This window comes from Stenotrophomonas rhizophila (assembly GCF_000661955.1).
GTDB lineage: Bacteria > Pseudomonadota > Gammaproteobacteria > Xanthomonadales > Xanthomonadaceae > Stenotrophomonas > Stenotrophomonas rhizophila.
In genome coordinates this window covers 1,274,856-1,300,462 of sequence record NZ_CP007597.1, presented here as the reverse complement: position 1 = coordinate 1,300,462, position 25,607 = coordinate 1,274,856, and the positions used below count along the sequence as shown (strand labels likewise).

The 25,607-nt window shown below is 67.7% G+C and carries 20 protein-coding genes; 10 read left to right on the top strand and 10 right to left on the bottom strand.

The window, feature by feature from the left end; all coding sequences use genetic code 11:
• Positions 1–25: 25 nt before the first annotated feature.
• From DX03_RS05410 to rpoE, 3 genes are all read right to left on the bottom strand, one after another.
• Positions 26–1,552: a DegQ family serine endoprotease gene (locus DX03_RS05410; RefSeq protein ID WP_038686983.1), complete on the bottom strand. Its 1,527-nt coding sequence runs from the start codon at positions 1,550–1,552 to the stop codon at positions 26–28.
• A 97-nt stretch (positions 1,553–1,649) separates the two neighbouring features.
• Complete coding sequence (locus tag DX03_RS05405; protein WP_081797313.1) at positions 1,650–2,531, bottom strand: sigma-E factor negative regulatory protein; 882 nt, start codon at positions 2,529–2,531, stop codon at positions 1,650–1,652.
• Positions 2,532–2,539: 8 nt separating this feature from the next.
• Positions 2,540–3,160: an RNA polymerase sigma factor RpoE gene (gene rpoE / locus DX03_RS05400; protein ID WP_038686981.1), complete on the bottom strand. Its 621-nt coding sequence runs from the start codon at positions 3,158–3,160 to the stop codon at positions 2,540–2,542.
• 238 nt (positions 3,161–3,398) lie between these two features.
• Here rpoE and DX03_RS05395 point away from each other — a divergent pair, with 238 nt between their 5' ends.
• The 4 genes from DX03_RS05395 (at position 3,399) to DX03_RS05380 (ending at position 8,310) form a co-directional block, all read left to right on the top strand.
• Complete coding sequence (locus tag DX03_RS05395) at positions 3,399–5,462, top strand: 3-hydroxyacyl-CoA dehydrogenase NAD-binding domain-containing protein (protein WP_038686979.1); 2,064 nt, start codon at positions 3,399–3,401, stop codon at positions 5,460–5,462.
• 438 nt (positions 5,463–5,900) lie between these two features.
• A complete protein-coding gene (locus DX03_RS05390) occupies positions 5,901–6,764 on the top strand; it encodes a pirin family protein (RefSeq protein WP_038686977.1) in 864 nt (287 codons plus the stop codon).
• Positions 6,765–6,867: 103 nt separating this feature from the next.
• Positions 6,868–7,590 (top strand): aquaporin Z, encoded by a 723-nt coding sequence (aqpZ, locus tag DX03_RS05385; protein ID WP_081797161.1) that lies wholly within the window; start codon positions 6,868–6,870, stop codon positions 7,588–7,590.
• Between the two features lie 255 nt (positions 7,591–7,845).
• Complete coding sequence (locus DX03_RS05380) at positions 7,846–8,310, top strand: hypothetical protein (RefSeq protein WP_038686975.1); 465 nt, start codon at positions 7,846–7,848, stop codon at positions 8,308–8,310.
• Between the two features lie 253 nt (positions 8,311–8,563).
• Here DX03_RS05380 and DX03_RS05375 read toward each other — a convergent pair whose 3' ends face one another.
• A complete protein-coding gene (locus tag DX03_RS05375) occupies positions 8,564–9,415 on the bottom strand; it encodes a pirin family protein (protein ID WP_038686973.1) in 852 nt (283 codons plus the stop codon).
• Between the two features lie 262 nt (positions 9,416–9,677).
• On the opposite strand from DX03_RS05375, the gene DX03_RS05370 reads away from it, so the two are divergent.
• Together DX03_RS05370 and DX03_RS05365 are read left to right on the top strand one after the other, a co-directional pair.
• Positions 9,678–11,759 carry a carbon starvation CstA family protein gene (locus DX03_RS05370; protein ID WP_038686970.1) on the top strand — a complete coding sequence of 694 codons (2,082 nt, stop codon included), beginning with the start codon at positions 9,678–9,680 and terminating at the stop codon, positions 11,757–11,759.
• The gene (locus DX03_RS05365) at positions 11,759–11,983 is read left to right on the top strand and encodes a YbdD/YjiX family protein (RefSeq protein ID WP_038686969.1); all 225 of its coding nucleotides are present in this window, start codon (positions 11,759–11,761) and stop codon (positions 11,981–11,983) included. The genes DX03_RS05370 and DX03_RS05365 overlap by 1 nt, the downstream gene beginning before the upstream one ends.
• Before the next feature lie 422 nt (positions 11,984–12,405).
• Here the strand turns inward: DX03_RS05365 and DX03_RS05360 are convergent, their stop codons facing one another.
• From DX03_RS05360 to DX03_RS05345, 4 genes are all read right to left on the bottom strand, one after another.
• Positions 12,406–13,542 (bottom strand): DUF3103 family protein, encoded by a 1,137-nt coding sequence (locus tag DX03_RS05360; protein WP_051598747.1) that lies wholly within the window; start codon positions 13,540–13,542, stop codon positions 12,406–12,408.
• 310 nt (positions 13,543–13,852) lie between these two features.
• On the bottom strand, positions 13,853–15,103 hold the full coding sequence (locus tag DX03_RS05355; protein ID WP_038686967.1) for a DUF819 family protein: 1,251 nt from the start codon (positions 15,101–15,103) through the stop codon (positions 13,853–13,855).
• Between the two features lie 116 nt (positions 15,104–15,219).
• Positions 15,220–16,530 (bottom strand): sensor histidine kinase, encoded by a 1,311-nt coding sequence (locus tag DX03_RS05350; RefSeq protein WP_038686965.1) that lies wholly within the window; start codon positions 16,528–16,530, stop codon positions 15,220–15,222.
• Positions 16,517–17,218 (bottom strand): response regulator transcription factor, encoded by a 702-nt coding sequence (locus DX03_RS05345; protein WP_038686963.1) that lies wholly within the window; start codon positions 17,216–17,218, stop codon positions 16,517–16,519. Before DX03_RS05345 ends, DX03_RS05350 begins: the two co-directional genes overlap by 14 nt.
• A 130-nt stretch (positions 17,219–17,348) precedes the next feature.
• Here DX03_RS05345 and DX03_RS05340 point away from each other — a divergent pair, with 130 nt between their 5' ends.
• The 4 genes from DX03_RS05340 to DX03_RS05325 all read left to right on the top strand — a co-directional run bounded on the left by DX03_RS05340 (position 17,349) and on the right by DX03_RS05325 (position 24,047).
• On the top strand, positions 17,349–19,064 hold the full coding sequence (locus DX03_RS05340) for an ArnT family glycosyltransferase (RefSeq protein ID WP_038686962.1): 1,716 nt from the start codon (positions 17,349–17,351) through the stop codon (positions 19,062–19,064).
• 111 nt (positions 19,065–19,175) lie between these two features.
• Positions 19,176–19,949 carry a phosphatase PAP2 family protein gene (locus DX03_RS05335; protein WP_038686960.1) on the top strand — a complete coding sequence of 258 codons (774 nt, stop codon included), beginning with the start codon at positions 19,176–19,178 and terminating at the stop codon, positions 19,947–19,949.
• Positions 19,946–21,598, top strand: a complete 1,653-nt coding sequence (locus DX03_RS05330) for a phosphoethanolamine transferase (RefSeq protein WP_038686958.1) — start codon at positions 19,946–19,948, stop codon at positions 21,596–21,598. Before DX03_RS05335 ends, DX03_RS05330 begins: the two co-directional genes overlap by 4 nt.
• A 451-nt stretch (positions 21,599–22,049) precedes the next feature.
• Positions 22,050–24,047: a M2 family metallopeptidase gene (locus DX03_RS05325; protein ID WP_038686956.1), complete on the top strand. Its 1,998-nt coding sequence runs from the start codon at positions 22,050–22,052 to the stop codon at positions 24,045–24,047.
• A 158-nt stretch (positions 24,048–24,205) separates the two neighbouring features.
• On the opposite strand, the gene DX03_RS05320 is transcribed toward DX03_RS05325, so the two are convergent.
• The gene (locus DX03_RS05320; RefSeq protein WP_038686954.1) at positions 24,206–24,598 is read right to left on the bottom strand and encodes a hypothetical protein; all 393 of its coding nucleotides are present in this window, start codon (positions 24,596–24,598) and stop codon (positions 24,206–24,208) included.
• Positions 24,599–24,677: 79 nt separating this feature from the next.
• A complete protein-coding gene (locus tag DX03_RS05315; RefSeq protein ID WP_038686953.1) occupies positions 24,678–25,571 on the bottom strand; it encodes a siderophore-interacting protein in 894 nt (297 codons plus the stop codon).
• Between the last annotated feature and the right edge of the window lie 36 nt (positions 25,572–25,607).

Here is a 25,607-nt window from a genome sequence, read left to right as displayed (position 1 = left end):
CGGAAACGTAGCGCTGGCGGGGGCTTTACTGCCCGGCCTTGATCGCCACGAAGGCGCTGTTGCCGGTGGCCCGGACCAGCAGCATGACCACATCGCCCTTCTTGTAGGTGGCCAGCGCCTTGTCCAGCCCGGCCACGCTGCCAACCGGGGTACGCCCGACCTGCAGCACCACCATGCCGGGCGAAACGCCGGCGTCACGCGCGGAGGCGCCATTGACGCGGGTCACCCGCACGCCCTCGCCCGCCCCCAGGCCCAGCTGCTTGCGCTGGGCGGCGGTCAGGTCGGCCACCTCCAGCCCCAGCAGGGCGTTGGAGCCGGTCTGCGGCGCGGCGGCCTCGGCGGTGGGCCGGGTCGTGCCGCGTTCGGCATCGTCGGCCAACTCGGTCAGGGTGGCGCTGATTTCACGCTCCTTGCCGTCCCGGACCACGCCCAGGCGGACCTTGCTGCCCGGCGGCAGCGCGCCGATCAGCGGCGGCAGGTCGCTGAAGGTATTGATCGGGCTGCCGTTCACCGAGCGGATCACGTCGCCCGGTTCCACCCCGGCCTTCAGCGCGGCACTGCCCGGCACCACTTCATTGACCAGGGCGCCGCGGCTGTCGGACAGGCCCAGGCCCTGCGCCTTGAGCCCGTCGATCGGCCCCACGGCGGCGCCCAGCTGCCCGCGGCTGACCCGGCCGGTCTTCTTGATCTGCTCGACCGCGCCCATCGCCAGGTCGATCGGGATCGCGAAGCTGATGCCCATGTAGCCGCCGGAGGCGGAGAAGATCTGCGAGTTGATGCCGACCACCTCACCGCGGGTATTGAGCAGCGGGCCGCCCGAATTGCCCTGGTTGATGGCCACGTCGGTCTGGATGAACGGCACGTAGCGCTGGTCGGCGCCGCCGGTGCTGCGGCCCACGGCGCTGACCACGCCGGCGGTGACCGAGTGGTCCAGGCCGAACGGCGAGCCGATCGCCACCACCCACTGGCCCGGCTTGAGCGTGTTGGAATCGCCCACGCGCACGGTCGGCAGGTTCTTGCCGTCGATCTTGAGCAGGGCCACGTCGTACTGCTGGTCGCTGCCGATCACCTTGGCGGTGAATTCGCGGCGGTCGCCCAGCTTGACCTTCACTTCGCTGGCGTCGGCGACCACGTGGTAGTTGGTCAGCACGTAGCCGTCGGCGGAGATGATGAAGCCCGAGCCCATGCCGCGGCCCTGGATGCGCGGGCTGTCGTCCTGGCCACCGGGGCCCTGCCCCGGCATCTGGAAGTCCGGGCCGAAGAAGCGCCGGAAGAATTCGGGCATCTCATCGTCGCCGCCCGGGCCCATGCCGCGGGCCTGGCGGTTGCTGCGCACGATGGTGGTTTCCACGTTGACCACGCCAGGGCCGACCTGTTCGACCAGGTTGGTGAAGTCCGGCAGGCCGCTGACCAGCTGCGGGGCGGGCGCGCGGGGCGCCGCGGCGGGGGCCGGGGCGGCGGGAGCGGCAGGGGCCGGCGCCTGGGCGCAGGCCATCAACGGCAGGGTCAGGGCCAGCAGGGTCATGGCCTGGCTACGCATGCGGGGAGTCATCGGACGTCAGCCTCCGGATCGGGACGTGGGGAAAAGCGGGGGCGTTCCGGCCACAAGGCTGGACGCAGGGTGTGCTGGAGCGGGTGCGACGACAGGGTCAGTCGCGATGCCGGCGCGGCGCGGGGGCGGCCGGGTCGACCTCCTGCAGGCGCGGCTCGAACGGGTAGAACGCGGCCTGCGGCTCCTGCGTGGAGAAGCTGGCGTTCAGCGCCCCGCCAGCCGCCGGGGCCAGGGTCGAGCGCGGCCACGGCTTGGCCTGCAGCGCGGCGACATCGCCGAACGGCAACGCACGGGCATTGGCGGCCGGCACCACCGGCACCGGCACGGCCTGGCTGGCCACGGCACGCTGCGGCTCGACGCTGCGTTCGCCGGCGCTGCGCGCGGCCTGCTGGGTACGGGTGGCACTGGCGCGGCGCACGGCGGCCACGTCCTGGCGACGGCTGGCGGCAGCGACGGCCGCAGCCGGCACGGCGGCCACGGCGACCGCCGCATCCACTGCCGCAGGCGAGACCGCCGGAGGGCTGGGCGGCAACTGGGCCTGGCTGGCAATGATGGTGGTGGCGGGCGCGTCGAGCGGCGTCTCGCTGGGCAGCTGTTCGCGGGTCATGAACATCGCCACGGCGGCGACCGAGGCGGCCAGCGCGGCGCCACCGCCCCAACGACGCCAGCCAGTGCGACGTTCGCGACTGCGTTCGACCGGGGTCACTGGGGCCAGCGGAGCCGGTTCGGCGGCGACCGCACCGCGTACTCGCGCGGCGAAGTCCACCGGGGCCGGTGCGCAGGCCTGGCCGCGCAGCACGTCGCCCAGCAACTGCCAGCGCTCGTGGCAACCGGCCAGCGCTTCATCGTGCTCCAGGCGGCGCAGCATGAAGCGCGCCTCGTCGGGCGACAGTGCGCCATCGACCAGCGCCGACAGCTGCTGGCGGTTGTGGATGTCGATCTTGTCCGGCGTGGTACCGGCGGTTCCAGGGATTGGCATGTGTTCGCTCATACGCGGCTCTTCTCGCGGGTGGCACTGCCGATATCCAGCAGCGGCCGAAGTTCAGTGTCGATCGCCTCGCGGGCGCGGAAGATCCGCGACCGCACGGTGCCGATCGGGCACCCCATCTTCTGCGCGATATCTTCGTAACTCAGCCCGTCCACCTCGCGCAGGGTGATGGCCGATCGCAGTTCTTCCGGCAATGCCGCCACCGCCTTCATCACCGTCTGCTCCAACTCCTGGCGCATCAACTCGCGCTCGGGGGTGTCGGTGTCGCGCAGGCGGGTGCCGCTGTCGAACTGCTCGGCGTCACCGATGTCGATGTCATCGGTGGGCGGGCGGCGGTTGTGGGCGGCAAGGTGGTTCTTGGCAGTATTCACGGCTATCCGGTGCAACCAGGTATAGAACTGGGCGTCGCCCCGGAAACTGCCGATCGCGCGGTACGCGCGGACGAACGTGTCCTGTGCGACGTCCTGACATTCACTCCAGTCGGCGATGTAGCGCCCGATCAGCGCCACGATCCGATGCTGGTACTTGCGCACCAGGACATCGAACGCCGCACTCTCGCCGCGCTGCACGCGCCGGACCAGCTCCAGGTCCAGCTCCTGTGGTGTTTCAACCTCGGCCATGTGGGGCCGCACTCCTGTCAGCCCGACCAACGTCGAGCAATGAGACTGCCAATCCCGGGAAAAGTTCAGCGACCGATCACACGACGCCGCACCAGCTTTTAACCACCGTTCCGTTAAGGTTCCCGCTCACGGCACTGAACCGGGCCCGCCCATCCCCCAGCTATTGGGATTTGACGGGGAGGAAACAACCTCTGGATCATAGCCCCCTTCTCCATACACAACCGGATGGAACGTTCCCATGCTCTCAGGCTTCGATGGGCTCCGCTTCGCACATTGGCACCCGCAGATCCGTGATGATGGTGTGGTGGTGCTCAGCCTCGACCGCCACGACAGCAGCGTCAACGCGATGTCCCAGGACGTGCTGCTGGAACTGGGCGACCTGATCGAACGCATCGCCATGGACCCGCCCAAGGCGGTGGTGATCCAGTCGATCAAGCCGGCCGGCTTCATTGCCGGCGCAGACTTGAAGGAGTTTCAGGAATTCGACCGCCGCGGCACCGTCAACGACGCCATCCGCCGCGGCCAGAGCACCTACCAGAAGCTGGCCGAGCTGCCCTGCCCGACCGTGGCCGCCATTCACGGCCATTGCCTGGGCGGCGGCACCGAGCTGGCGCTGGCCTGCCGCTACCGCGTGGCCTCCAATGATCCGTCCACCCGGATCGGCCTGCCGGAAACCCAGCTGGGCATCTTCCCCGGCTGGGGCGGCAGTTCGCGCCTGCCGCAACTGGTGGGTGCACCGGCGGCGATGGACATGATGCTGACCGGTCGCAATCTGTCGGCATCGGCCGCGCGCAGCATCGGTCTGGTCGACAAGGTCGTGGCCCCGGCGGTGCTGCTGGATACCGCGGTGGCACTGGGGCTGTCGGGCACCACCCGCCCGTTCAAGCAGCGCGCGACCGCCTGGGCCACCAACACCTGGCTGGCGCGCAAGCTGCTGGCCCCGCAGATGGCCAAGCAGGTGGCGCGCAAGGCCAAGAAGGACCACTACCCGGCGCCGTACGCGCTGATCAATACATGGGCGCGCACCGGCGGCAGCCCGATCCAGACCCGTCTGGACGCCGAACGCCGTGCGGTGGTGAAGCTGGCCGGCACCCCGACCGCGCGCAACCTGATCCGCATCTTCTTCCTGACCGAACGCCTGAAGGCGCTGGGTGGCAAGGACCATGGCATCAGCCACGTGCACGTGGTGGGCGCCGGCGTGATGGGCGGCGATATTGCGGCGTGGTCGGCCTACAAGGGCTTCAACGTGACGCTGCAGGACCGTGAGCAGCGTTTCATCGACCCGGCCATGGAGCGCGCGCAGGCGCTGTTCGCCAAGAAGGTGAAGGACGAGAGCAAGCGCCCGGCCGTGGCCGCACGGCTGAAGGCCGATCTGGCCGGTGAAGGCGTGGCGCTGGCCGATCTGGTGATCGAGGCGATCATCGAAGATGCCGACGCCAAGCGTTCGCTGTACCAGACGCTGGAGCCGAAGATGAAGGCCGGTGCGTTGCTGACCACCAACACGTCGTCGATTCCGTTGCTTGAGCTGCGCGACCACATCGAGCACCCGGCGCAGTTCGCCGGCCTGCACTATTTCAACCCGGTGGCGCAGATGCCGCTGGTGGAGATCATCCACCACGACGGCATGGCGCCGGAGACCGAGCGCCGGCTGGCGGCGTTCTGCAAGGCGTTGGGCAAGTTCCCGGTGCCGGTGGCCGGGACGCCGGGGTTCCTGGTCAACCGCGTGCTGTTCCCGTACATGCTGGAAGCGGCCACGGCGTATGCGGAAGGCATTCCGGGCCCGGTAATCGACAAGGCGGCGGTGAAGTTCGGTATGCCGATGGGCCCGATCGAACTGCTGGATACGGTGGGGCTGGACGTGGCCGCCGGCGTGGGCAAGGAGCTGGCGCCGTTCCTGGGCCTGCAGATTCCGGCGGCGCTGCAGACGGTGGAACCGGGCAAGCGCGGCAAGAAGGATGGCCAGGGTATCTACACGTGGCAAAACGGGCGGGCGCAGAAGCCGGACGTGCCGGCCAATGCAGAGGTGCCTGCGGATCTGGAAGACCGTCTGATTCTGCCGCTGCTCAACGAGGCGGTGGCGTGCCTGCACGACGGGGTGGTGGCCGATGCGGATCTGCTGGATGCGGGGGTGATTTTCGGGACCGGGTTTGCACCGTTCCGCGGCGGTCCGATCCAGTACATCCGGGCGACTGGTGCGGACGCGCTGGTGGAACGTTTGAAGGTGCTGCAGCAGCGGCACGGGGAGCGCTTCGCGCCGCGCCCGGGTTGGGATGCGGCGGTGTTGCGTGAGCCGTTGATGTAAGCCGGGCTGCCGCCCGGCACCTGCCGATGCAACGGCAACTGCAAGTGCAACTGCAACTGCAACTGCAACTGCAACTGCAACGGCCAGAGCGCAAGCGGAGAGCGTAAAGCGGCTCTGGACTGGATCGGGGCTGGCGGGGTGGGTCAGGTGGCGGGGGACGCCGTGAACCCATCCCTGGGGGCTTGGTCGCGCCATCCATGGCGCTCACACCCCCGCCACCTGACCCACCCCGCCTTCGATAGTTGGCCGGTGACGGCATAAACGCCGACGCGTATCGCCGGGCTCTGCCCGGCTGCTGTCGCCGCGACGAAATGCTGCCGGGCATCGTCCGGCGCTACTTGGGCTGTTGGCGCAACACCCTGTTGCCCGAATGGGGCATGCAGGGGGTGTGTCTGCATGCGATCCTGCTGGTCTGTCCACGCCAGCGAGAAAGCCCGCATGACGACGATCATTGCGCCCCGTGTCCACGATATCGGCGGTCTGCAGGTGCGCCGCGCCGTGCCTACCCTGCAGGCGCGCAGCGTCGGTCCGTTCGTGTTCGTGGACCAGATGGGTCCGGCGGTGCTTGCGCCGGGGACGGGTATCGATGTGCGTCCGCATCCACACATCGGGTTGGCCACCGTGACGTTCCTGTGGTCCGGTGCGATCGGTCACCGCGATACGTTGGGGTCGGATCAGGTGATCCGCCCCGGTGACGTCAACTGGATGACCGCCGGGCGCGGCATCGCGCATTCCGAACGTACCCCGCCGCCCGAGCGCGAGCACGATCACCCCATCCACGGCATGCAGACCTGGGTGGCGCTGCCGAAGAGCTTCGAGGAAACCGATCCCGGGTTCTTCCACCACGCGGCGGCCACCCTGCCGCAGCAGCGCCGTGACGGTGCCTGGCTGCGCGTCATCGCCGGGCGGGCCTATGGCGAAGAGTCGCCGGTGAAGGTGTTCGCGGACACGTTGAATGTGGCGATCGATCTGGATCCGGGTGCGGAAATCGACCTGGATACCGGCCATGTCGAGCGCGCCCTGTACATCCTCGAAGGCGAGGCGCAGCTGGACGGCGTGGATCTGCCGGCGCAGCACCTGGTGATTCCGGAACTCAATGCGCGCGGCCGCCTGCGCGCGAAGACGCCGGTCAAGGCGATGCTGCTCGGCGGCGAGCCGCTGGATGGGCCGCGCCACCTGTGGTGGAACTTCGTGTCCAGCTCCACCGAGCGCATCGAGCAGGCCAAGCACGATTGGGACGCCGGGCGTTTCGGCACCATTCCCGGCGACGACAAGGAATTCATTCCGCTGCCCACCTACTGAGGCAATGCCGTTCGTCGGCGCCTTGACGCGGCGTTCACCCCGATGAACCGCGATTCAGCTACGGTCTGCCTGCCCGTCCCGGGCGTCTGGTGGAGAACGATCGATGAGCATGGGCAAACGTCTGGCCGCGGAGTTTCTCGGCACGTTCTGGTTGGTTCTGGGGGGCTGCGGCAGCGCGGTGCTGGCGGCCAAGTTCGGCGGTGATGGCAATCCGCTTGGCATCGGTTTCGTGGGCGTGGCGCTGGCCTTCGGGCTGACCGTGCTCACCGGCGCCTATGCGTTCGGCCACGTCTCTGGTGCGCACTTCAATCCTGCCGTCAGCCTGGGGCTGTGGGCCGGCGGCCGGTTCCCGGCGCGCGACCTGCTGCCCTACATCGTGGCCCAGGTGCTGGGCGGGATCCTGGCCGGTTTCATCCTGCTGCAGATCGCTTCGGGCGCCCCCGGCTTCGCCATCGACGGCAGCCAGGCGGGCGCATTCGCCAGCAATGGTTACGGCGCCCTGTCGCCGGGTGGCTACAGCGTGGCCGCTGCGTTCCTGTGCGAAGTGGTGCTCACCGCCTTCTTCCTGGTGGTCATCATGGGCTCCACCCACGGCAACGCCCCGGCCGGTTTTGCGCCGATCGCCATCGGGCTGGCGCTCACCCTGATCCACCTGATCAGCATTCCGGTGACCAATACCTCGGTGAATCCGGCGCGCTCCACGGCGGTGGCGGTGTTTGCCGGCAGCGGCGCGCTCAGCCAGCTGTGGCTGTTCTGGCTGGCCCCGCTGCTGGGCGGCCTGATCGGCGGCATCGCCTACAAGTGGATCGGCACCGAGCCGCGCTGAGCCTCGGCGGCCGGGCCGATACGGTCCTGGCCGCCTGATTCAACGCGTCGTGGTCTGCAGATGGGACCATCTGAAACAGTTATTTGTAGATCCAGTCACATTCCGTTAAGGTCCGAATCACCACGCCGTCACCTGGCAGGCGAGGTACTCCGGGACGCGCATGGGGAAATGCGCACGGACGGCCTGGGTTGTCTGCGGCCCCCGGAACCCCTCTGCCAGCACGACGCGCGGCCACTTCGACCTTTGGGGGAAGCCATGAACATCCTGCGCGCTGCCGTGTGCCTGAGCCTGTTGTTGTTGTCTGCTGCGGCCGTCTCGGCCCAGTCCTCGAACGTGTGCCCGTCCCTGCCCGCCGACAGCGGCCTGCAATGGCAGGAGCAGGCGCAGGCCGATTTCGTCCTGTGCAAGGCCAGCACCGGTGATGGCCGCGAAGTGCTCAGCCTGATGCTGACCGCACGCGACCCGAACCTGCCGCTGACCCGGCCGCTGCGCCAGGAAAAGGGGGTGTTCGCCGGTGAATCGCTGTACTGGTACCAGCCCGACCTGGGCGGCCAGCAGCCGCCGGGCTACGAAACGCGCCGCATCACCGTGGTGAAGTTCGACAAGAACCGCTACGCGCAGATCGCGCTGTATGCCGGCGATGCCAAGGAGCTGGGCGCGTTGCAGTCGCTCACCCAGGGCATGAACCTCACGCCCGCGGCGGTCGCCGCAGGGCGCTGAGATGGCCGGGAATGTGCATGGCGCACATCCCGGTAGTGCCGGCCGCTGGCCGGCTGCGCCCCTGCCTCCAGGCTCCATCGGGTTGCCGGCCAGCGGCCGGCACTACCCGTGCTCCCCCAGCGTGATGCGGTTGCCGGCCAGCGGCCGGCACTACCTGTGCTTTTGCAGCGTGATGCGGTTGCCGGCCAGCGGCCGGCACCGCCCGTGTTTCCGCAGCGTCATGGGGGTGCCGACCGTTGGCCGGCACCCCCGGTCAGAAGCGGCCTTCCTGGAAATCGACGAAGGCCTGCATCAGCTCCTGGCGGGTGTTCATCACGAACGGCCCGTGGCGCATCACCGGCTCGCGCAGCGGTCGCCCTGCCACCAGGATCAGGCGTGCACCCTCGGCGCCGGCCTGCAGCTGCAGCAGTTCGCCGCCGCCCAGCACCGCCAGTTCCTGGCGCGCCACCGGACGTGCATCCTCGCCCTGCCCCACCGTCAGCCCGCCTTCGAACACGTACGCGAACGCGTTGTGCCCTTCCGGCAAGGTGTAGTCCCAGCGCGCGTTGGCGTCCAGGGTGATGTCCAGGTACACCGGGTCGGTGGCCGGCTGCACGATCGGGCCGATGACCTCGCCCACCTGGCCGGCAATCACCTTCACCTGCACGCCGTCGCCGGGCGCGGTGACGGGAATGCGCTCGGGCGCGAATTCCTGGTACTTCGGGTCGGTCATCTTGTCGCGCGCGGGCAGGTTCACCCACAGCTGGAAGCCGCGCATCTGGCCCGATTCCTGCTCGGGCATCTCCGAATGCACCAGCCCACGGCCGGCGGTCATCCACTGCACGCTGCCCGGGGTAAGCAGGCCTTCGTTGCCGTGGTTGTCCTTGTGCCGCATGCGCCCGTCGAGCATGTAGGTGACGGTTTCGAAGCCGCGGTGCGGATGGCTGGGGAAGCCGGCGATGTAGTCCTCGGCGCGGTCGGTGCCGAATTCATCCAGCAACAGGAACGGGTCCAGGTCGGGCAGCGAGGGGCCGCCGATCACCCGGGTCAGGCGCACGCCGGCGCCATCGGAGGTGGCCATGCCACGGATCGTGCGCTGTACGCGCACCGGGGTTGGGCTGCTCATCTCGACTCCAGCAAAGGGAAACCAGCCAACAAGATGGGCGCCCGGGTGGCAGCCGCCAATCGCCACGCCCGCAACCGATTGTTCCAGCGGTGGCGTTCGCACCCCGTGCAGGCGCGCGCGTCCACCGGGCCGTTGTCCGTATCGGCACGCACGCCACGTTGCGACCTACGACCAAAGTACTAGCGGCAAGCACCTGCGTTTGCATTGACCCCATCGGTGCCAAGGCAGACTCTTACGACGATCTCCAGGGAGACGCAATCTCATGAAAGGTTTTTCCAAGCTGGGCTGGGCCGCGCTCGCGCTGCTCGGCGCGTTCTGTCTGGGCGTGGTCGCACTGCGCCGTGGCGAACACATCAATGCGCTGTGGATCGTCGTCGCCGCGGTGTCGATCTACCTGATCGCCTACCGCTTCTACAGCCTGTTCATCGCCGACAAGGTGATGCAGCTCGACCCGACCCGGGCCACCCCGGCGGTGCTCAACAACGACGGCCTGGACTACGTGCCCACCAACAAGCACGTGCTGTTCGGCCACCACTTCGCCGCGATCGCCGGTGCGGGACCGCTGGTGGGCCCGGTGCTGGCCGCGCAGATGGGCTACCTGCCCGGCCTGCTCTGGCTGGTGGTCGGCGTGGTACTGGCCGGCGCGGTGCAGGACTTCATGGTGCTGTTCATCTCCAGCCGCCGCAACGGCCGCTCGCTGGGTGACCTGGTGCGCGAGGAGATGGGCCAGGTGCCCGGGACCATCGCGCTGTTCGGCGCCTTCCTGATCATGATCATCATCCTGGCGGTGCTGGCGATGGTGGTGGTCAAGGCGTTGGCCGAAAGCCCGTGGGGCATGTTCACGGTGATCGCCACCATGCCCATCGCGATCTTGATGGGCGTGTACATGCGCTACATCCGCCCCGGCAAGATCGGGGAGATTTCGGTCGTCGGCCTGTTCCTGCTGTTGGCGGCCATCTGGTACGGCGGCAAGGTGGCCGCCGATCCCGTCTGGGGCCCGGCCTTCACCTTCACCGGCATCGAAATCACCTGGATGCTGATCGGCTACGGCTTCGTGGCCTCGGTGCTGCCGGTGTGGCTGCTGCTGGCACCGCGCGACTACCTGTCCACCTTCCTCAAGATCGGCACCATCGTGGCGCTGGCGATCGGCATCCTGATCGTCATGCCGGAACTGAAGATGCCGGCGCTGACCCAGTTCGCGGCCAGCGGTGACGGCCCGGTCTGGAAGGGCGGCATGTTCCCGTTCCTGTTCATCACCATCGCCTGCGGCGCGGTGTCCGGTTTCCATGCGCTGATCGCCTCGGGCACCACGCCGAAGCTGTTGGCCAATGAGCGCCACATGCGCTACATCGGCTACGGCGGCATGCTGATGGAATCGTTCGTGGCGGTGATGGCGCTGGTAGCGGCCTCGATCATCGACCCGGGCGTCTACTTCGCGATGAACAGCCCGGCGGCGGTGATCGGTGCCGATGCCGCCTCGGCCGCGCACTTCATCAGCACGACCTGGGGCTTTGCGATTACCCCCGAGCAGCTGGAAGCCACCGCACTGGCCATCGGCGAGCCGACCATCCTGCACCGTGCCGGTGGTGCACCCACGCTGGCGGTGGGCATCGCGCAGATCCTCCACCAGGCGATTCCCAGTGGCAGCAACGCGATGATGGCGTTCTGGTACCACTTCGCGATCCTGTTCGAAGCGCTGTTCATCCTGACCGCGGTGGATGCCGGTACCCGTGCCGGTCGCTTCATGCTGCAGGACCTGCTGGGCAACTTCATCCCGGCGCTGAAGAAGACCGAATCGTGGACGGCCAACATCATCGCCACGGCCGGTTGCGTGGCGCTGTGGGGCTACCTGCTGTACACCGGCGTGAAGGATCCCTTCGGCGGCATCCAGACCCTGTGGCCGCTGTTCGGCATCTCCAACCAGATGCTGGCCGGCATTGCGCTGATGCTGGGCACGGTGGTGCTGTTCAAGATGAAGCGCGAGCGCTTTGCCTGGGTGACCGGCGTGCCGGCGGTGTGGCTGCTGATCTGCACCACGTATGCGGGCCTGATCAAGATCTTCGACAAGAACCCGGCCCAGGGCTTCCTGGCCCAGGCGCACAAGTTCCAGGACGCAATCGCCACCGGCACCATCACCGCGCCGGCCAAGAGCCTGGACCAGATGCACCAGATCGTGGTCAACGCCTACGTCAACACCAGCCTGACCGTGTTGTTCCTGTTCGTGGTGTTCTCGATCCTGTTCTATGCGATCAAGACCATCGTGCAGGCGCGCCGCAACCCGCAGCGCACGGACAAGGAAACCCCGTACGTGGCGCTGCAGCCGCACCAGATGGCGGACCTGTGATGAGTACTGAACTGGTTCCCGTTGGGCAGTACCAGGCGCACCGCCGGTTGTGGCGGCGCCTGGTGCAGACCGCACGCCTGTGCTGCGGCATCCCCGACTACGACAACTACGTGCGCCACGTGCTCGACAACCATCCCGACCGCGTGCCGATGGACTACAAGACCTTCTTCCGCGAGCGCCAGGAGGCGCGCTACGGCGGCAGGAACGGGGGCCGCTGCTGCTGAGCGGCGACATCGGTGGAGTACCGGAACGGCGGCGCGAAAGCGCCGCCGTTTTTTCATGGCGGGAGCCGGTTGTCGGCCGGTTCGCATGAACCACATACGGTTCGGCTGGTTCCCGTGAACCTCACCGGGTTTGGTCGGCACCCGTGAACCTCACCGGGTTCGACCGGTTCCCGTGAACCGCACCTCGTTCCGGCGGCGCCCGTGAACCTTACCTGGTAGTGCCGGCCGCTGGCCGGCTCCTCATGAACCCACGGTTTCACCTGGAGCCGGCCAGCGGCCGGCACTACCTCTCCGTCGATATTGCGAGGAGCCGGCCAGCGGCCGGCACTACCTTTGCGTCGATATTGCGAGGAGCCGGCCAGCGGCCGGCACTACCTTTGCGTCGATATTGCGAGGAGCCGGCCAGCGGCCGGCACTACCCGTTATTCGGTCAGGGTTACCGGGGTCAGCGTGACCTTGGCGTTGTTGGCCGCGCCCATGCGGTCGGTGTAGGCCTGCCCGCGCTGCAGCAGGTAGAAGCTGTCCAGGTAGTCGGTGTCGTTGGCGAACCAGGTGGTCGGCATCGCCTTGAGGATGGCGCCGGCGATGTCGGCGATCACCGCGTACTCCGGTGCGAACGCACCCAGTGCCGCCTTGACGCCATCGGTCAATGCCACCAGCAGGTCCTGGTAGTTGGTGTCGCCGTCATCTTCGAACAACTGCACATTGGCCGCGTCGAAGCGATAGTTGCCCCAGATGACCAGCGGTTGGCCGGGCGTGTAGTCGGTGGTGTCGTGGTCCAGGTACGGCAGGGTCAGCGTGGCCATCTCCGGTTCGGCCGCGCCGATCTGCAGGCCCGACACCACCGCGAACACCTCCGCGCCGCCCAGCGCCCACGGCTCCTGGTCGTCGGCCAGGCGGATGCGGTCCAACCGGGTCAGGTCGAGCGAGGCGCTGCCGTTGGCGGCCAACCGGATGCGGTCCGGCGATTGCAGGCCGCGCGCCTGCAGCCCCGCATTGACCACCGCCATGCCCTCTTCCACCGCCGTGCGCGTATCCACGTCGACGATCAATACCGGGAAGGCCGGGGCGGTGCGCGCGTCCAGCGTGTGGCGACGCCCCTGCGGGTCGTAGGCGGTCAGCGTGGTCCAGTGACGGTCATTGCCGCGTGGCAACACCGCCACCCATAGCTGCGCGGCGGGCACGTCGGTCAGCCGGGTACCAGCGGGGACGTAGGCGCGCAGTTGCAGCAGGTCCGCGCCCGCGGTGGGCAACCCTTTCTGCTGGCGCAGCTGGCGATCCTGGGCAGCCAGCGTGCGCGAGGCCTGGGTGCGCGCCTGCGGGTCGAAGCGCGCCATCACCCGGGCCAGCGGCACGCCGTCGGGGCGCGTGGCGAGGGCGCCGGTCACCGCCGTGGCGAAGCCCGGCTGGGCGATCAGCGCGGCCACATCACGGGCACTGGCATCGGTAATGGCCTGCACATCGGCGCGCTCGATGCGCGCGGTCTGGGCAACGGCGGTGGCGCTGGCCAACAACAGCAGCGCGGTGACACAGCATCGGAACAGTCCCTGCGGTTTCATGCAACGTCCTGGCTGGACGCCGATTGCCATCGGCGGAGATTCCCACCCGTGATGCCCCCTGCCACGGGGTGGCGCATAACGCCGCACGTTACGGGGCAATCGCCGCTGCGTCTGATACCCGTTCCACACTCTGCACGTCGAAGGGTAGAGCCGGCCGCTGGCCGGCTCCAGGCCAATGTCAATTCCCCGGTAGTGCCGGCCGCTGGCCGGCTCCAGGTGACACCATGGGTTGATGTGGAGCCGGCCAGCGGCCGGCACTACCAGTGGCTGCGTGGAGCCGGCCAGCGGCCGGCACTACCGGGTTGGCGGGTCAGGCCCCGGCCATCCATTTGAGGATCAGGCCGGTGACATAGGCCAGGCCGGTGCCGGTGGCGTAGCCCACCGTGCCCAGCAGCACGCCCACCGGAGCCAGCGAGGGATGGAACGCAGCAGCCACCACCGGGGCCGATGCAGCGGCGCCGATGTTGCCCTGCGAACCGATCGCAAAGAAGAACAACGGCGCGCGCAGCAGCTTGGCGGCAATCCACAGCACCAGGATGTGGGTGAGCATCCAGATCGCGCCCAGCGCGAACAGCCACGGGCGATCCAGCAGCGACAACAGGTCCATCTGCATGCCGATGCAGGCGATCAGGAAGTACAGGAACAGCGTGCCCAGGCGCGATGCACCGGCCGACTCCAGCCGCCGCGCGCGGGTGAAGCTCAAGCCCAGGCCCAAGGCGGTGGACAACAGCACCACCCACACGAACGCGCTGTCCAGGCTGAACTGGCTGGCCCAGCTGACGTTGGCCTTGAACCACCCGCTCAGCGGTGCGGCGATGGCATGCGCCAGGCCCACCCCACCCAGTGCCACGCCCACGATCACCATCAGGTCGGTGAGGCTGGGAATGCGGGCGTTCTGCGCTTCATAGGCGGAAATACGCGCCTTCATTTCATCGATGGCCGAGGTATCGGCCCCGTTGCGCGTGTCGATCTGCTGGGCGCGGTTGGCCAGGAACAGCAGCACCGCCATCCACAGGCTGGCACAGGCCACATCCACCACGGCGAACTGGCCGAAGGTGGTGGCGTCGGTGCCGAACACTTCGCGCATTGCGACCATGTTGGCCCCGCCGCCGATCCAGCTGCCGGCCAGTGCGGCCATGCCCTTCCAGGTATCGCCTGCGACGGTTGCCGGATGGATCCAGGACATTGCCTGGAACGACACGATCGCGCCAAGGATGATCCCCAACGTACCCGCGCAGAACATCACCAGCAGCTTCGGGCCCAGCTTGAGGATGCCCTTGAGGTCGATCGACAGGGTCAGCAGCACCAGCGCGGCCGGCAGCAGCACGTCGCGCGCCACCGGGTTGTAGAGCGAGGTGTTGTGGCCGTCGATGAGGCCGGCGGTGTTGTAGATGGCCGGGATGAAGTAGCACAGCAGCAACGCCGGCACCCAGGCGAAGATCTTTTTCAGGCGGGGCGTCGGGCCACTGGCCGCCCAGAAAATCACGGCGAGCGTGGCGGCAATCAGGCCAAGCCCGACGATATCGTTGGTGATCAGGGCCGTACTGGTTTCGGTCGGCATCTTGCCATCCTCTGTCGATCGAAGAAAAAAAAAGCGCCGCATAACGCGGCGCCCTTCCAGAGGTTAACATCATCTTCACGCTGCGCCACCCTGCAGTGCAGCGTTCGCCAGGTCGATTACGTCATCGCGTCGCGCAGTGCCTGCGGAAGCGACGCACCCAGATCCAGAATCACCCGGGTGCCGCGTGGCGCACAGGGCTCCAGCTGCAAGGCCCAGCCCAGGTGGTCGCAGAGTTTGGCGATCAGCTCCAGCCCGATGCCACTCTGCTCATTGCGATCGCCACGCGCCATCCGCGCGTGCACGGCGGCGATTTCTTCCGGGCTCATGCCATGGCCGGGGTCCTGCAGGGTGACTACGGCGGTACTCGACAGCTGGATATGGATGGTGCCGCGGCCGCTGTTCTCGATCGCATTGCGCAGCAGGTTGCCGATGGCGGCCTGCACCACGCCCAGTGGCGCAATGATCTCCACCGGCGCCAGTCCGTCCACCTCGATGCGCAGGTCCTTGTCACCCATCAGGTGGCGATGGTCCTCGATGATGTCTGGCACCAGCTGGTCCAGCGCGATGCGTTCGCCCAGTGCGATCAGGCGCGCCGGGTCGCGCGCGAGCACCAGCAGCAGCTGGATCAACTGTTCCACGCCCTGCGCGGTGCGATGCACGCGCTGCATCTGCACGCGGGCACGTTCGGGCAGGGCCGGCTGCCCCAGCGCCAGTTCGGCCGCACCGGTAATCACCGCGATCGGCGTGCGCAGTTCATGGCTGGCGGTTGTGATGAAGGCCCGCTCACGCTCGACGAACTGCTCGTTGCGGGTGAGGTAATCATTGACTGCGTCGGCGATCACATACAGCTCCGAGCTGCCGCGCGGGTCCACGATCACCCGCTGTCCCGGCACCCCGGGTTTGAGGTGGTCGATGCGCTTGGCCAGAGAACTGAGTGGACGAACGAGTCGGCTGACGCCGAACGAGGCCATCAGCACCGTCACGATGATCATTACCACCCCGGCCAGCATCACCCACCGCGTGGCGAACTCCTCCAGTTCGTGGAAGTCGTTGATGTCCAGCGCCAGCGCCAGCCGGCCAAGGTTATCGGTCTCACGCACCATCACCGCACTGGACCGGCCGTTGATCACGATGCCGTCGTGCAGCCCGGGATGCAGCGTGCGCAGAGGTTGCGGGACGGCGTCACTGCCGTCGATGGTGAAAAGTCGAAGCGTATCGGAGTCCTGCCAGCGGTAATGCGGCTCGTGCTCGATGTGGTTGACGATGCTGTCCAGCTCGGAGTTGAGCAACGCGCGCCAGGCCGAATGCTCGGCATGTTCATGCACGTAGTTGCCCACGCTGAACACCGCGATGGAAATCAGTGCCAGGTACGCCAGCAGCCACCACACCAGCCGGCGGTGCAGTGGCGCAGGCTTATGCGGCTTCATTGCTGGATCCCGAACCGATCAGGCCCAGCCGGTAACCGACCCGCGGCAAGGTGTGGATCAACTTCTGCGCGGAGGCGCCGTCCACACTGCGACGCAGCTCGTAGACATGCGAACGCAGCAGGTCGCCATCGGGTGGTTCATCGCCCCACAGGGCGAACTCCAGCTGCTGGCGGGTCACCGCTGCGGGACTGGCGCGCATCAGCACTTCCAGCAGCTTGCGGCAGGCCGGATACAGGTGCAGCACCCTGCCGTCGCGATAAGCCTCCAGCGTGGCCAGATCCAGCTTGAGATCAGCCACTTCCAGTACTTTGCGCGGGTTGCGCCCATGCGCACGCACCATCAGCGCCTCCAGGCGCACTTCCAGCTCAGGCAGCGCAAAGGGCTTGGTCAGGTAGTCGTCGGCACCGGCACGGAAGCCGGCGATCTTGTCCGGCAGCTCATCGCGCGCGGTCAGCATGATCACCGGCACTTCCGACCCATGCTCGGCGCGTAGGCGGCGCAGCACTTCCGGGCCTTCCATGCGCGGCAGCATCCAGTCCAGGATCACCGCGTCGTAGGCGTGGCTGGCGGCCAGATGCAGGCCGGTGATGCCGTCCGGGGCGACGTCCAGCACGTGGCCACGCGACTCGAAGTAGTCGAACAGGTTGGCGACCAGTTGGCGGTTGTCTTCAATGACCAGGAGCCGCATGGCAGACTCTCGTGAACGGATCGGCGCATGGTAGCCCGATCCATGTCGGAATCCGGTCGCAATGACCCGGCTTCGACGCTTTTCCTACGCTGTCGGGGCGACAGTGATCGTTTTGCTGAAGGATCCTCGCATGTCCGACGCGTTGTTGCTGCGCAATCGCTGGCGGATTCTGGTCTGCGTGGGCATCGTGTTGGCCCTGCTGGCCGGCATGGGCCTGCGCCAACCCTCCCCGCCGGACGAACCCCGATTCGTGCTGGCCGCCCGCGCGATGGTGGACAGCGGCAACTGGCTGCTGCCCCATCGCGGCGGCGAGCTGTACGCCGAGAAGCCGCCCGTGTTCATGTGGATGCAGGCGGCCAGCCACACGGTGTTCGGCGGCTGGGACCTGGCCTTCCTGGTGCCCTCGCTGTTGGCCGGCCTGCTGACCCTGTGGCTGACCTGGGACCTGGCACGACGGCTATGGAACCGGCGGGTGGCATGGTGGGCGGTGCTTGCCTTGTTCAGCTGCCTGCAGTTCGGCCTGATGGCCAAGCGCGCCCAGATCGACATGGTGCTGGTGGCGATGACCACGCTGGCGATGTGGGGCCTGCTGCGCCACCTGCTGGAGCGGCGCAACCTGGGCGCGCTCTGGCTGGCCGGGTTTGCCGCCGGGCTGGGCACAGTGACCAAGGGCGTGGGCTTTCTGCCGTTGCTGGTGCTGCTGCCGTGGGCGCTGTGGCGCTGGCGCAACCGCGATCAGGCGCGCCCTGTGGGTGCGGCAAGCGCACGCAGCCTGTGGTGGCTGCTGCCGGCCTTCCTGCTCGGTACCGCCGTATGGCTGGGGCCGCTGGGCATCGCGCTGTTGAACGATCCCGAGCCCAGCCTGCAGGCCTACGCGCGCGAACTGCTGTTCAAGCAGACCGGCACCCGCTATGCCAATGCCTGGCACCACGTGCAACCGGCTTGGTACTACCTGCAGGTGATGGTCACGTTGTGGCTGCCGGGCAGCCTGCTGCTGCCCGCGCTGCTGCCGGCCTGGTGGCGGCGGCTCAAGCGCCTGGACGGCCGCTACTGGCTGCTGCTGGGCTGGTCGCTGCTTGTGCTGGTGTTCTTCAGTGCCAGCCCCGGCAAACGCGAGGTCTACATCTTCCCGATGCTGCCGCTGCTGTGCGTGGCTGCCGCGCCGTTGCTGCCGGGCCTGCTGCGCAAGGCCGGGGCGCGCTGGCTGCTGCTGGCCTATGTGGCCCTGCTTGCATTGGCCGCACTGTACATCGGCACGCAGTTGCTCAGTGGCAGTGCGTGGGCGCACGCGCAGCTGGCACGGCGCGAAATGCCCGACAGCCTGCTGCCCGTACTCGGCAGCTGGATGCTCGGCTTCGGGGTGGTGCTGGCCGCTCTGGTCGCGTCGCTGCGGCAACGACGCGCCGGGGCATTGGCTGTGCTTACCGCATTCCTTCTGTGGAATCTGTACGGCTGGGGCCTGATGCCCGCGCTGGACCCCTACAGTTCGGCATCGGCATTGATGCAGCGGGTTGGCCAGCGGATCGGTCCGCAGGCCGAGCTGGGCATGCTCGCCTGGCGTGAGCAGAACCTGTTGCAGGCCGATCGCAAGGTCACCGAGTTTGGCTTCAAGCGGCCGTGGGACGAACAATGGCAGGATGCCGGCCCGTGGCTCGCGCAGGCACCGCGGGCACGCTGGCTGCTGGTGCTGGACCAGGCCATGAGCCCGTGTGTGGACCGCTCGCAGGTGATCGATATCGGCAGCAGCAACCGCAACCGCTGGCAGCTGCTGCCCGGCACCGCGTGGCGCACCGATTGTCATTCGCATCTGCAAGGCGCGGCGGCTTCTGAAGACGAGCAGGACTGAACGAATGTCCCACGTGGCCCCGATTTAACCCGGGGCCAACACGGATCCGACCGCTTTCCGACAGCGCGCTGACGACCATGGCTGCGACCCCAACCCGCCGCCTCATCGCCCATGCCCTCAGCGCCCGCTGCAACCGTTGACCTTGTTCCGGTCGTCACCACGTCGAACCCGCGCTTCCTGCGCGGGCATTTGTGGCTGCCCCTGGTGGCGACCCTGGCCGCCAGCACGCTGCTGATGAGCTTCGGCGGGGACCAGTGGCTGGCTGACCAGTTCTATCGGCTGGAGGGCCATCACTGGGCGCTGCAGAACGCCTGGGTCACCAGCCATCTGGTGCACAAGGCAGGCAAGTGGGCGAGTACGGCCGCCGCGCTGGTGGTGATCGTGCTGTGCACGCATGCCTGGCGCAGCGAGCGCGCTGCCGCGTGGCGCTGGCCGCTGCTGTACTTGGTGCTGGCGGTGGCGCTGGGTACCGGCCTGGTCTCGGCGCTCAAGTCGGTGACCAACATGGATTGCCCGTGGGATCTGGCCCGGTACGGCGGTGCGCGCGAGTACATCGGCCTGCTCGCTTCACGGCCACATGACATGGCTCGTGGCATCTGTTTTCCTGCCGGCCACTCAAGCGCGGGATACGCATGGGTCAGCCTGTACTTCTTCGCCCTGATGGTGCGTCCGGCGTGGCGCTGGCGTGGGCTGGTAGTCGGACTGGTGGCAGGTGGGGTGTTCGGCCTGGCCCAGCAGCTGCGTGGCGCGCATTTCCTGTCCCATGATCTGTGGACGCTGGCGACCTGCTGGCTGGTGTCGCTGCTGCTGTACCTGGCGGTGCAACCGCTGCTGAAACGATCGCGCGTGCCTCATAACGCATTGCCACAGGGAGAGCTGGCATGAGTGCGTCCGTACTCCGCACGGGACGGTTCACCGGGCTGGCACGCTGGCGCAGCTGGCGCCCACAGCTGTCGACCGAAGCGCTGATCGTACTGACCAGCGTGTTCTTCGCGCTGGCCTGCAATGGCCTGTTCTGGCACAGCGCCATGGCCACCCACCCGGGCAGCCTGCGCTTTGCCACCTCGCTGCTGCTGTTCCTGGTGGGTGCGCACTGCCTGCTGATGGGCCTGCTGGTGTGGCGGTGGAACGCCAAGGTCGTCGTCGGGGTACTGCTGCTATGTACCGCGATGGCCGCGCACTACATGGGCAGTTACCACATCTACCTGGATGCGGACATGCTGCGCAACGTGCTGGCCACCGACCACAAGGAAAGCCGTGAGCTGATGACCTCGGCGCTGATTGCGCCGCTGGTGTTGCTGGCGTTGCTGCCGATGCTGGTGCTGTGGCGGGTACAGCTGGTCAAGCGCAGCTGGGGCAAGGCGCTGCTGTGGCGCGCCGGCTTCCTGCTGCTCTCGCTGCTGGTGGCACTGGGCGGGGCGATGCTGTCGTTCCAGGAAATGTCGGCGCTGATGCGCAACCAGCGCGAGGTGCGCTACCTGGCTACCCCCGGCAATGTCCTGCTGGGCCTGCCCAAGGCGCTGCGCGGCGACAATCCGATCCAGCGCGCCCCCAAGCTGCCGATCGGCACCGACGCCACCGCCACGCCGCGCGCCGCAGGCAGCCGGCCGCGCTTGCTGGTGATCGTGATGGGCGAAACCGCACGCGCGCAGAACTGGGGTCTGAATGGCTATGCCAGGCAGACCACACCGGAACTGGCGCAGGCCGGGGTGATCAACTTCCCGGACATGCATTCGTGCGGCACCAGCACCGAAGTATCGCTGCCGTGCCTGTTCTCGCCGTACGGTCGCCATGACTACGACGAGAAAAAGATCCGCGCGCACCAGTCGTTGCTGCACGTGCTGGACCGCGCCGGCATCAGCACGCTGTGGCGTGACAACCAGTCCGGCTGCAAGGGGGTCTGCGAAGGCCTGCCGATGCAGGCACTGGACGATGCCAAGCACCCGCAGCTGTGCGCCAACGGACGCTGCATGGACGAGATCCTGATCGACGACCTGGCCGCGCAGGTACGCGCCAAACCCGGCGACCGGGTGGTGGTACTGCACCAGCTGGGCAACCACGGGCCGAGCTATTTCGAACGCTACCCGGCCCGCTTCCGCCACTTCACGCCCACCTGCGACACCGCCGACCTGGGCAAGTGCAGCCGCGAGCAGATCACCAACAGCTACGACAACGCACTGCTGTATACCGACCACCTGCTGTCGCGCACGATCGGCACCCTGAAAGGAATGGACGACTACGACACGGCGATGATCTACCTCTCCGACCACGGTGAATCACTGGGCGAAAAGGGCCTGTTCCTGCACGGCGTGCCGTATGCGATCGCACCGCAGGAACAGACGCGGGTACCGATGACGATGTGGTTCTCCCCATCCTTCGCCGCCAACCGCGGGCTCAACCTCGCCTGCGTGCGCCAGCGCGCGGGCAAGTACACCGACCACGACAACGTCTTCCCGTCGGTCCTGGGGCTGATGCAGGTCAAGACCACGATCTACGAACGCGACCGCGATCTGTTTGCAGGATGCGAGGCTTAGTTTCCTGCTGGCCACTCTCCCCTCTCCGCTTCTGCTTCGCCGGATAGCAAAGACACACGCAGCCAACGTCGGCCATGACCCAAGCGCAATGCTGGTCGATGCCGTTGCCGTTGCCATACGGACCAGCCCTGTGTGAACGGGTCGGTGTGGGTGGGTTGGCGGGACCGTTGGGCGCCATGGGTCCGGCGCATGTGCCGGACGGGTTGGGCAGGACGCCCAACCCCGGTCTTGCCGTTTGTGCAGGACTGCACAAACGCGCAAGGCGCCCACGAGCCTCCAGGGATGGATTCACGGCGTGTCCCGCCAACCCACCCACGCCGACCCGCTTCCGGAGCGTCGCAGCCAACTGCTTTTAAAGGACGAACGGAGCGGACGTTGCTGCCCTGCCCCTTGCGGTGTGACGGACGCTTCACTAGCCTTCGCCGGTCTGTCACCACCCAAGGATGTCCCCGTGAACCACCGCCCGCTCCTGCTGGCCCTGGCTGTCAGTGCTGCCGCACTGACGCTGGCGGCCTGCCAGAAGGAAACGACCCCGGCCGATGCCCCCGCCGCGGCTGCTGCCACCCCGACCGAAACCGCGGACCAGTTCATCGCCCGCGTCAACGCCGAGTACAAGGCCATGTACCCGGAAATGACCTCGGCACAGTGGCTCTCCTCGACCTACATCAACGAGGATTCCGAGCGCGTGGCGGCCAAGGCCAACGAACGCTGGCTCACCGTCCTCAACGGCTGGATCACCCAGGCCGGCACCTATGACGGCAAGCCCATGAGCGAGGATACCAAGCGCCAGATCCACCTCCTCAAACTCATGACCTCCATGCCCGCCCCGCGCGACCCGGCCAAGCTCTCCGAGCTCACCCGCATCGCCAGCCGCATGGAAGGCGCCTACGGCTCGGGCAAGTACTGCACCGATGACGCCAACCCCGCCACCTGCCGCCAGCTTGGCGACCTCGAACAGGTCCTGGCCCGCAGCCGCGACTACGACAAGCAGCTTGACGCCTGGCAGGGCTGGCACGCCACCACCAAACCCATGCGCGCCGACTACCAGCGCTTCGTCGGCCTGGTCAACGAAGGTGCCAAGGAAATGGGCTTCGCCGACGCCGGCCAGATGTGGCGCAGCGGCTACGACATGCCCCCCGAGCAGATCGGCCCGGAAACCGACCGCCTGTGGGAACAGGTCAAGCCCATGTACGAACAGCTCCACTGCTACGCCCGTACCAAGCTGGATGACACCTACGGCAAGGACAAGGCCGAAACCGAGGGTGGCCTGATCGCCGCCCACCTGCTCGGCAACATGTGGCAGCAGGACTGGTCCAACCTCTGGGACCAGCTGGAACCGTATCCCGGCGCCGGCAGCCTGGACATCACCGCCGCACTGGAAAAGCAGTACCAGACCAACCTCAGCGGCGCGCTGGCCAAGGCCGGCGGCAACAACGCCACCATCGAAGCGCAGTTCAAGGCGCAGCGCGAGGCCGAACTGCGTACCGCCAAGCAGATGACTGAACGTGCGCAGGACTTCTACGTCTCGCTCGGCATGCCCGCGCTGCCCAAGTCGTACTGGGACAAGACCCAGTTCATCAAGCCCCTGGACCGCGACGTGGTCTGCCACGCCAGCGCCTGGGACATGAACATGGACGGCGACGTGCGCACCAAGATGTGCATCAAGCCCACCGAAGAAAACTTCACCACCATCTACCACGAGCTGGGCCACATCTATTACGACCTGGCCTACAACCCGCTGCCGCCGCTGTTCCAGGGCGGTGCCAACGATGGCTTCCATGAAGCGATCGGCGACACCATCGTGCTGGCCATGACCCCGCAGTACCTCAACTCCATCGGCCTGGTCGACAAGCCGCAGGAAAGCCGCGAGGCCACCATCAACGCGCAGATGCGCATGGCCCTCAGCGGCGTGTCGTTCCTGCCGTTCGGCCTGATGATCGACCGCTGGCGCTGGGGCGTGTTCGATGGCTCCATCACCCCGGACCACTACAACCAGGCGTGGTGGGACCTGAAGGCCAAGTACCAGGGCGTGGCCCCGGTGGGTGCACGCGGTGAGGAGTTCTTCGATCCGGGCGCCAAGTACCACGTGCCGGGCAACACCCCGTACACCCGCTACTTCCTGGCGCGCATCCTGCAGTTCCAGTTCTACAAGGGCCTGTGCGATGCCTCCGGCTACAAGGGCCCGCTGCACCAGTGCAGCTTCTACGGCAACAAGGAAGCCGGGCAGAAGTTCTGGGCGATGCTGAGCAAGGGCGCCAGCCAGCCGTGGCAGGCCACGCTGCGCGAGATCACCGGCGGCGACAAGCTCGATGCCGGCCCGATGATCGAGTACTTCACCCCGGTCAACGACTGGCTCAAGCAGCAGAACCAGGGCCAGATGTGCGGCTGGAAGGCACCGGCGGCCACCGCCGCGGCCACCCCGGCCGCGACCGCACCGGCGGCACGCTGACCGTGCGCTGGGGCCGGCTCCGGTCGGCTCCATCGCCCCATGAAAAAACCGGCCGAAAGGCCGGTTTTTTCATGTCTGTCGCGGGTGGCTTTTGCCGGATCTGATGACATCCGAACCGACTGCAGCCACGCATGGCGTGGCTCTACCCTCCCCGGCACTCAGGAGTGCGTCGGGGTCTTCAGGCTGGCGGCGAGTTCGGCCTTGAATTGCTCGAAATCCTTGCCGTCGGCCTTGGCCTCGGCATGCGCGGCGTCCTTCAGTGCATCCGAATACACCAGGCGCACCGGCGTGCCCTGGCGTTCGTGCAGTTCGGCGGCCTGCATGATCAGCGCCAGCACGCGGGCGGCACTGGGGGTCTGGCCGGCGATACGGCCGTCCATGCCCAGCACCCATTCGCCATCGCGACGCACCACGCCAGCCAACAGCGTGCGCTGCTGGTCGCGCAGTTCCGCATGCGGTTCGACCGGCGGGGCGGCGGCCTGCTCACGGTTGGCGGCCTGGGTTTCACGGCGCCGGCGGATGTCGCGGCGCAGTTTGGAGGTGGTCGACATCAGGAACGTCCGGACTGCATCAAAGCGCCAAGGATACCGCACGTGCCCCGCCAGGCCGGCCGCTGGCCACCGCCACCCCTCAGTCCAGCACCTTGCCGTGGCGCCAGTACCCCATGAAGGTGATGGCCCGTTTGTCGATCCCGCAGTCCTTCACCAGGTGCCGGCGGATCGCCATCACCGCGCCGGCTTCACCGGCGACCCACGCGTACAGCCCGCCGCCCGGCGCACTGGCCTGCTCCCACAGGATGTCCTGGTCGATGTCGATCTCGGCCAGGTCCTGCTCGGCCGCGCGCAGCCCCAACGGCCCGACCCGCGCCTGCACCGCCTGCTGCAGCAGCTGCCCGTGGGCGGCGCCCTCGCGGGCCAGCCAGAACAGCTGCGCCCCCACCGGGGCCGCCAGCGGCAGCACGTCGGCGTCGTGGGCCACTTCCAGGAAGGCCTGCACCTGCGGCGGATGCGGCCAGCGGGCGAGGTCTTCCAGGATGCCGGCCACCGCCGGCAGCGCGGTCTCATCGGCCACCAGCAGCACCCGCTGCACGTCGGCCGGCGGCTTCCACTCGAATCCCTGGCTGCTGTCGGCCACCTGTGCATCCGGGGCCAGCAGGCCGATGCGGTCGCCGATGCGGGCATGGGTGGCCCAACGCGAGGCCGGGCCGGTCTCCCCGTGCAGGACGAAATCGACGTCGACCTCGCCGGCCTCCGGGCGCAACGCGCGGATGGTGTAGGTCCGCATCGGGGCGCGTTCGCCCTCAGGCAGGGCGCGGTAGCGCGCGTACCAGTCCTCGCCCTGCGGCACCTGCGGCGCGTCCTGGCCGGGCAACGGGAAGAACACCTTGATGCGCTGGTCCGGCCCGTCGGTCTTCATGTTGGCCACGTCGGGCGCGGCGAACACCATGCGGGTCAGCGACGGGGAAAGGACGGTGCGCTGCTTGAGCGCGACGTCGAACAGGCGGTAGGTCTGCTGTGCAGCCATGCAATCACCCTGGAGTGCGGCGGACACGGACGGCCC

Coding starts and splice junctions, on each gene's coding strand:
- DX03_RS05380 (WP_038686975.1), top strand. CDS start 7,846: ATGAACATCCTGCGCGCTGCCGTGTGCCTGAGCCTGTTGTTGTTGTCT.
- DX03_RS05340 (WP_038686962.1), top strand. CDS start 17,349: ATGTCCGACGCGTTGTTGCTGCGCAATCGCTGGCGGATTCTGGTCTGC.
- DX03_RS05335 (WP_038686960.1), top strand. CDS start 19,176: ATGCCCTCAGCGCCCGCTGCAACCGTTGACCTTGTTCCGGTCGTCACC.
- aqpZ (WP_081797161.1), top strand. CDS start 6,868: ATGAGCATGGGCAAACGTCTGGCCGCGGAGTTTCTCGGCACGTTCTGG.
- DX03_RS05315 (WP_038686953.1), bottom strand. CDS start 25,571: ATGGCTGCACAGCAGACCTACCGCCTGTTCGACGTCGCGCTCAAGCAG.
- DX03_RS05330 (WP_038686958.1), top strand. CDS start 19,946: ATGAGTGCGTCCGTACTCCGCACGGGACGGTTCACCGGGCTGGCACGC.
- DX03_RS05375 (WP_038686973.1), bottom strand. CDS start 9,415: ATGAGCAGCCCAACCCCGGTGCGCGTACAGCGCACGATCCGTGGCATG.
- rpoE (WP_038686981.1), bottom strand. CDS start 3,160: ATGGCCGAGGTTGAAACACCACAGGAGCTGGACCTGGAGCTGGTCCGG.
- DX03_RS05395 (WP_038686979.1), top strand. CDS start 3,399: ATGCTCTCAGGCTTCGATGGGCTCCGCTTCGCACATTGGCACCCGCAG.
- DX03_RS05320 (WP_038686954.1), bottom strand. CDS start 24,598: ATGTCGACCACCTCCAAACTGCGCCGCGACATCCGCCGGCGCCGTGAA.
- DX03_RS05370 (WP_038686970.1), top strand. CDS start 9,678: ATGAAAGGTTTTTCCAAGCTGGGCTGGGCCGCGCTCGCGCTGCTCGGC.
- DX03_RS05345 (WP_038686963.1), bottom strand. CDS start 17,218: ATGCGGCTCCTGGTCATTGAAGACAACCGCCAACTGGTCGCCAACCTG.
- DX03_RS05410 (WP_038686983.1), bottom strand. CDS start 1,552: ATGACTCCCCGCATGCGTAGCCAGGCCATGACCCTGCTGGCCCTGACC.
- DX03_RS05405 (WP_081797313.1), bottom strand. CDS start 2,531: ATGCCAATCCCTGGAACCGCCGGTACCACGCCGGACAAGATCGACATC.
- DX03_RS05355 (WP_038686967.1), bottom strand. CDS start 15,103: ATGCCGACCGAAACCAGTACGGCCCTGATCACCAACGATATCGTCGGG.
- DX03_RS05365 (WP_038686969.1), top strand. CDS start 11,759: ATGAGTACTGAACTGGTTCCCGTTGGGCAGTACCAGGCGCACCGCCGG.
- DX03_RS05390 (WP_038686977.1), top strand. CDS start 5,901: ATGACGACGATCATTGCGCCCCGTGTCCACGATATCGGCGGTCTGCAG.
- DX03_RS05360 (WP_051598747.1), bottom strand. CDS start 13,542: ATGAAACCGCAGGGACTGTTCCGATGCTGTGTCACCGCGCTGCTGTTG.
- DX03_RS05350 (WP_038686965.1), bottom strand. CDS start 16,530: ATGAAGCCGCATAAGCCTGCGCCACTGCACCGCCGGCTGGTGTGGTGG.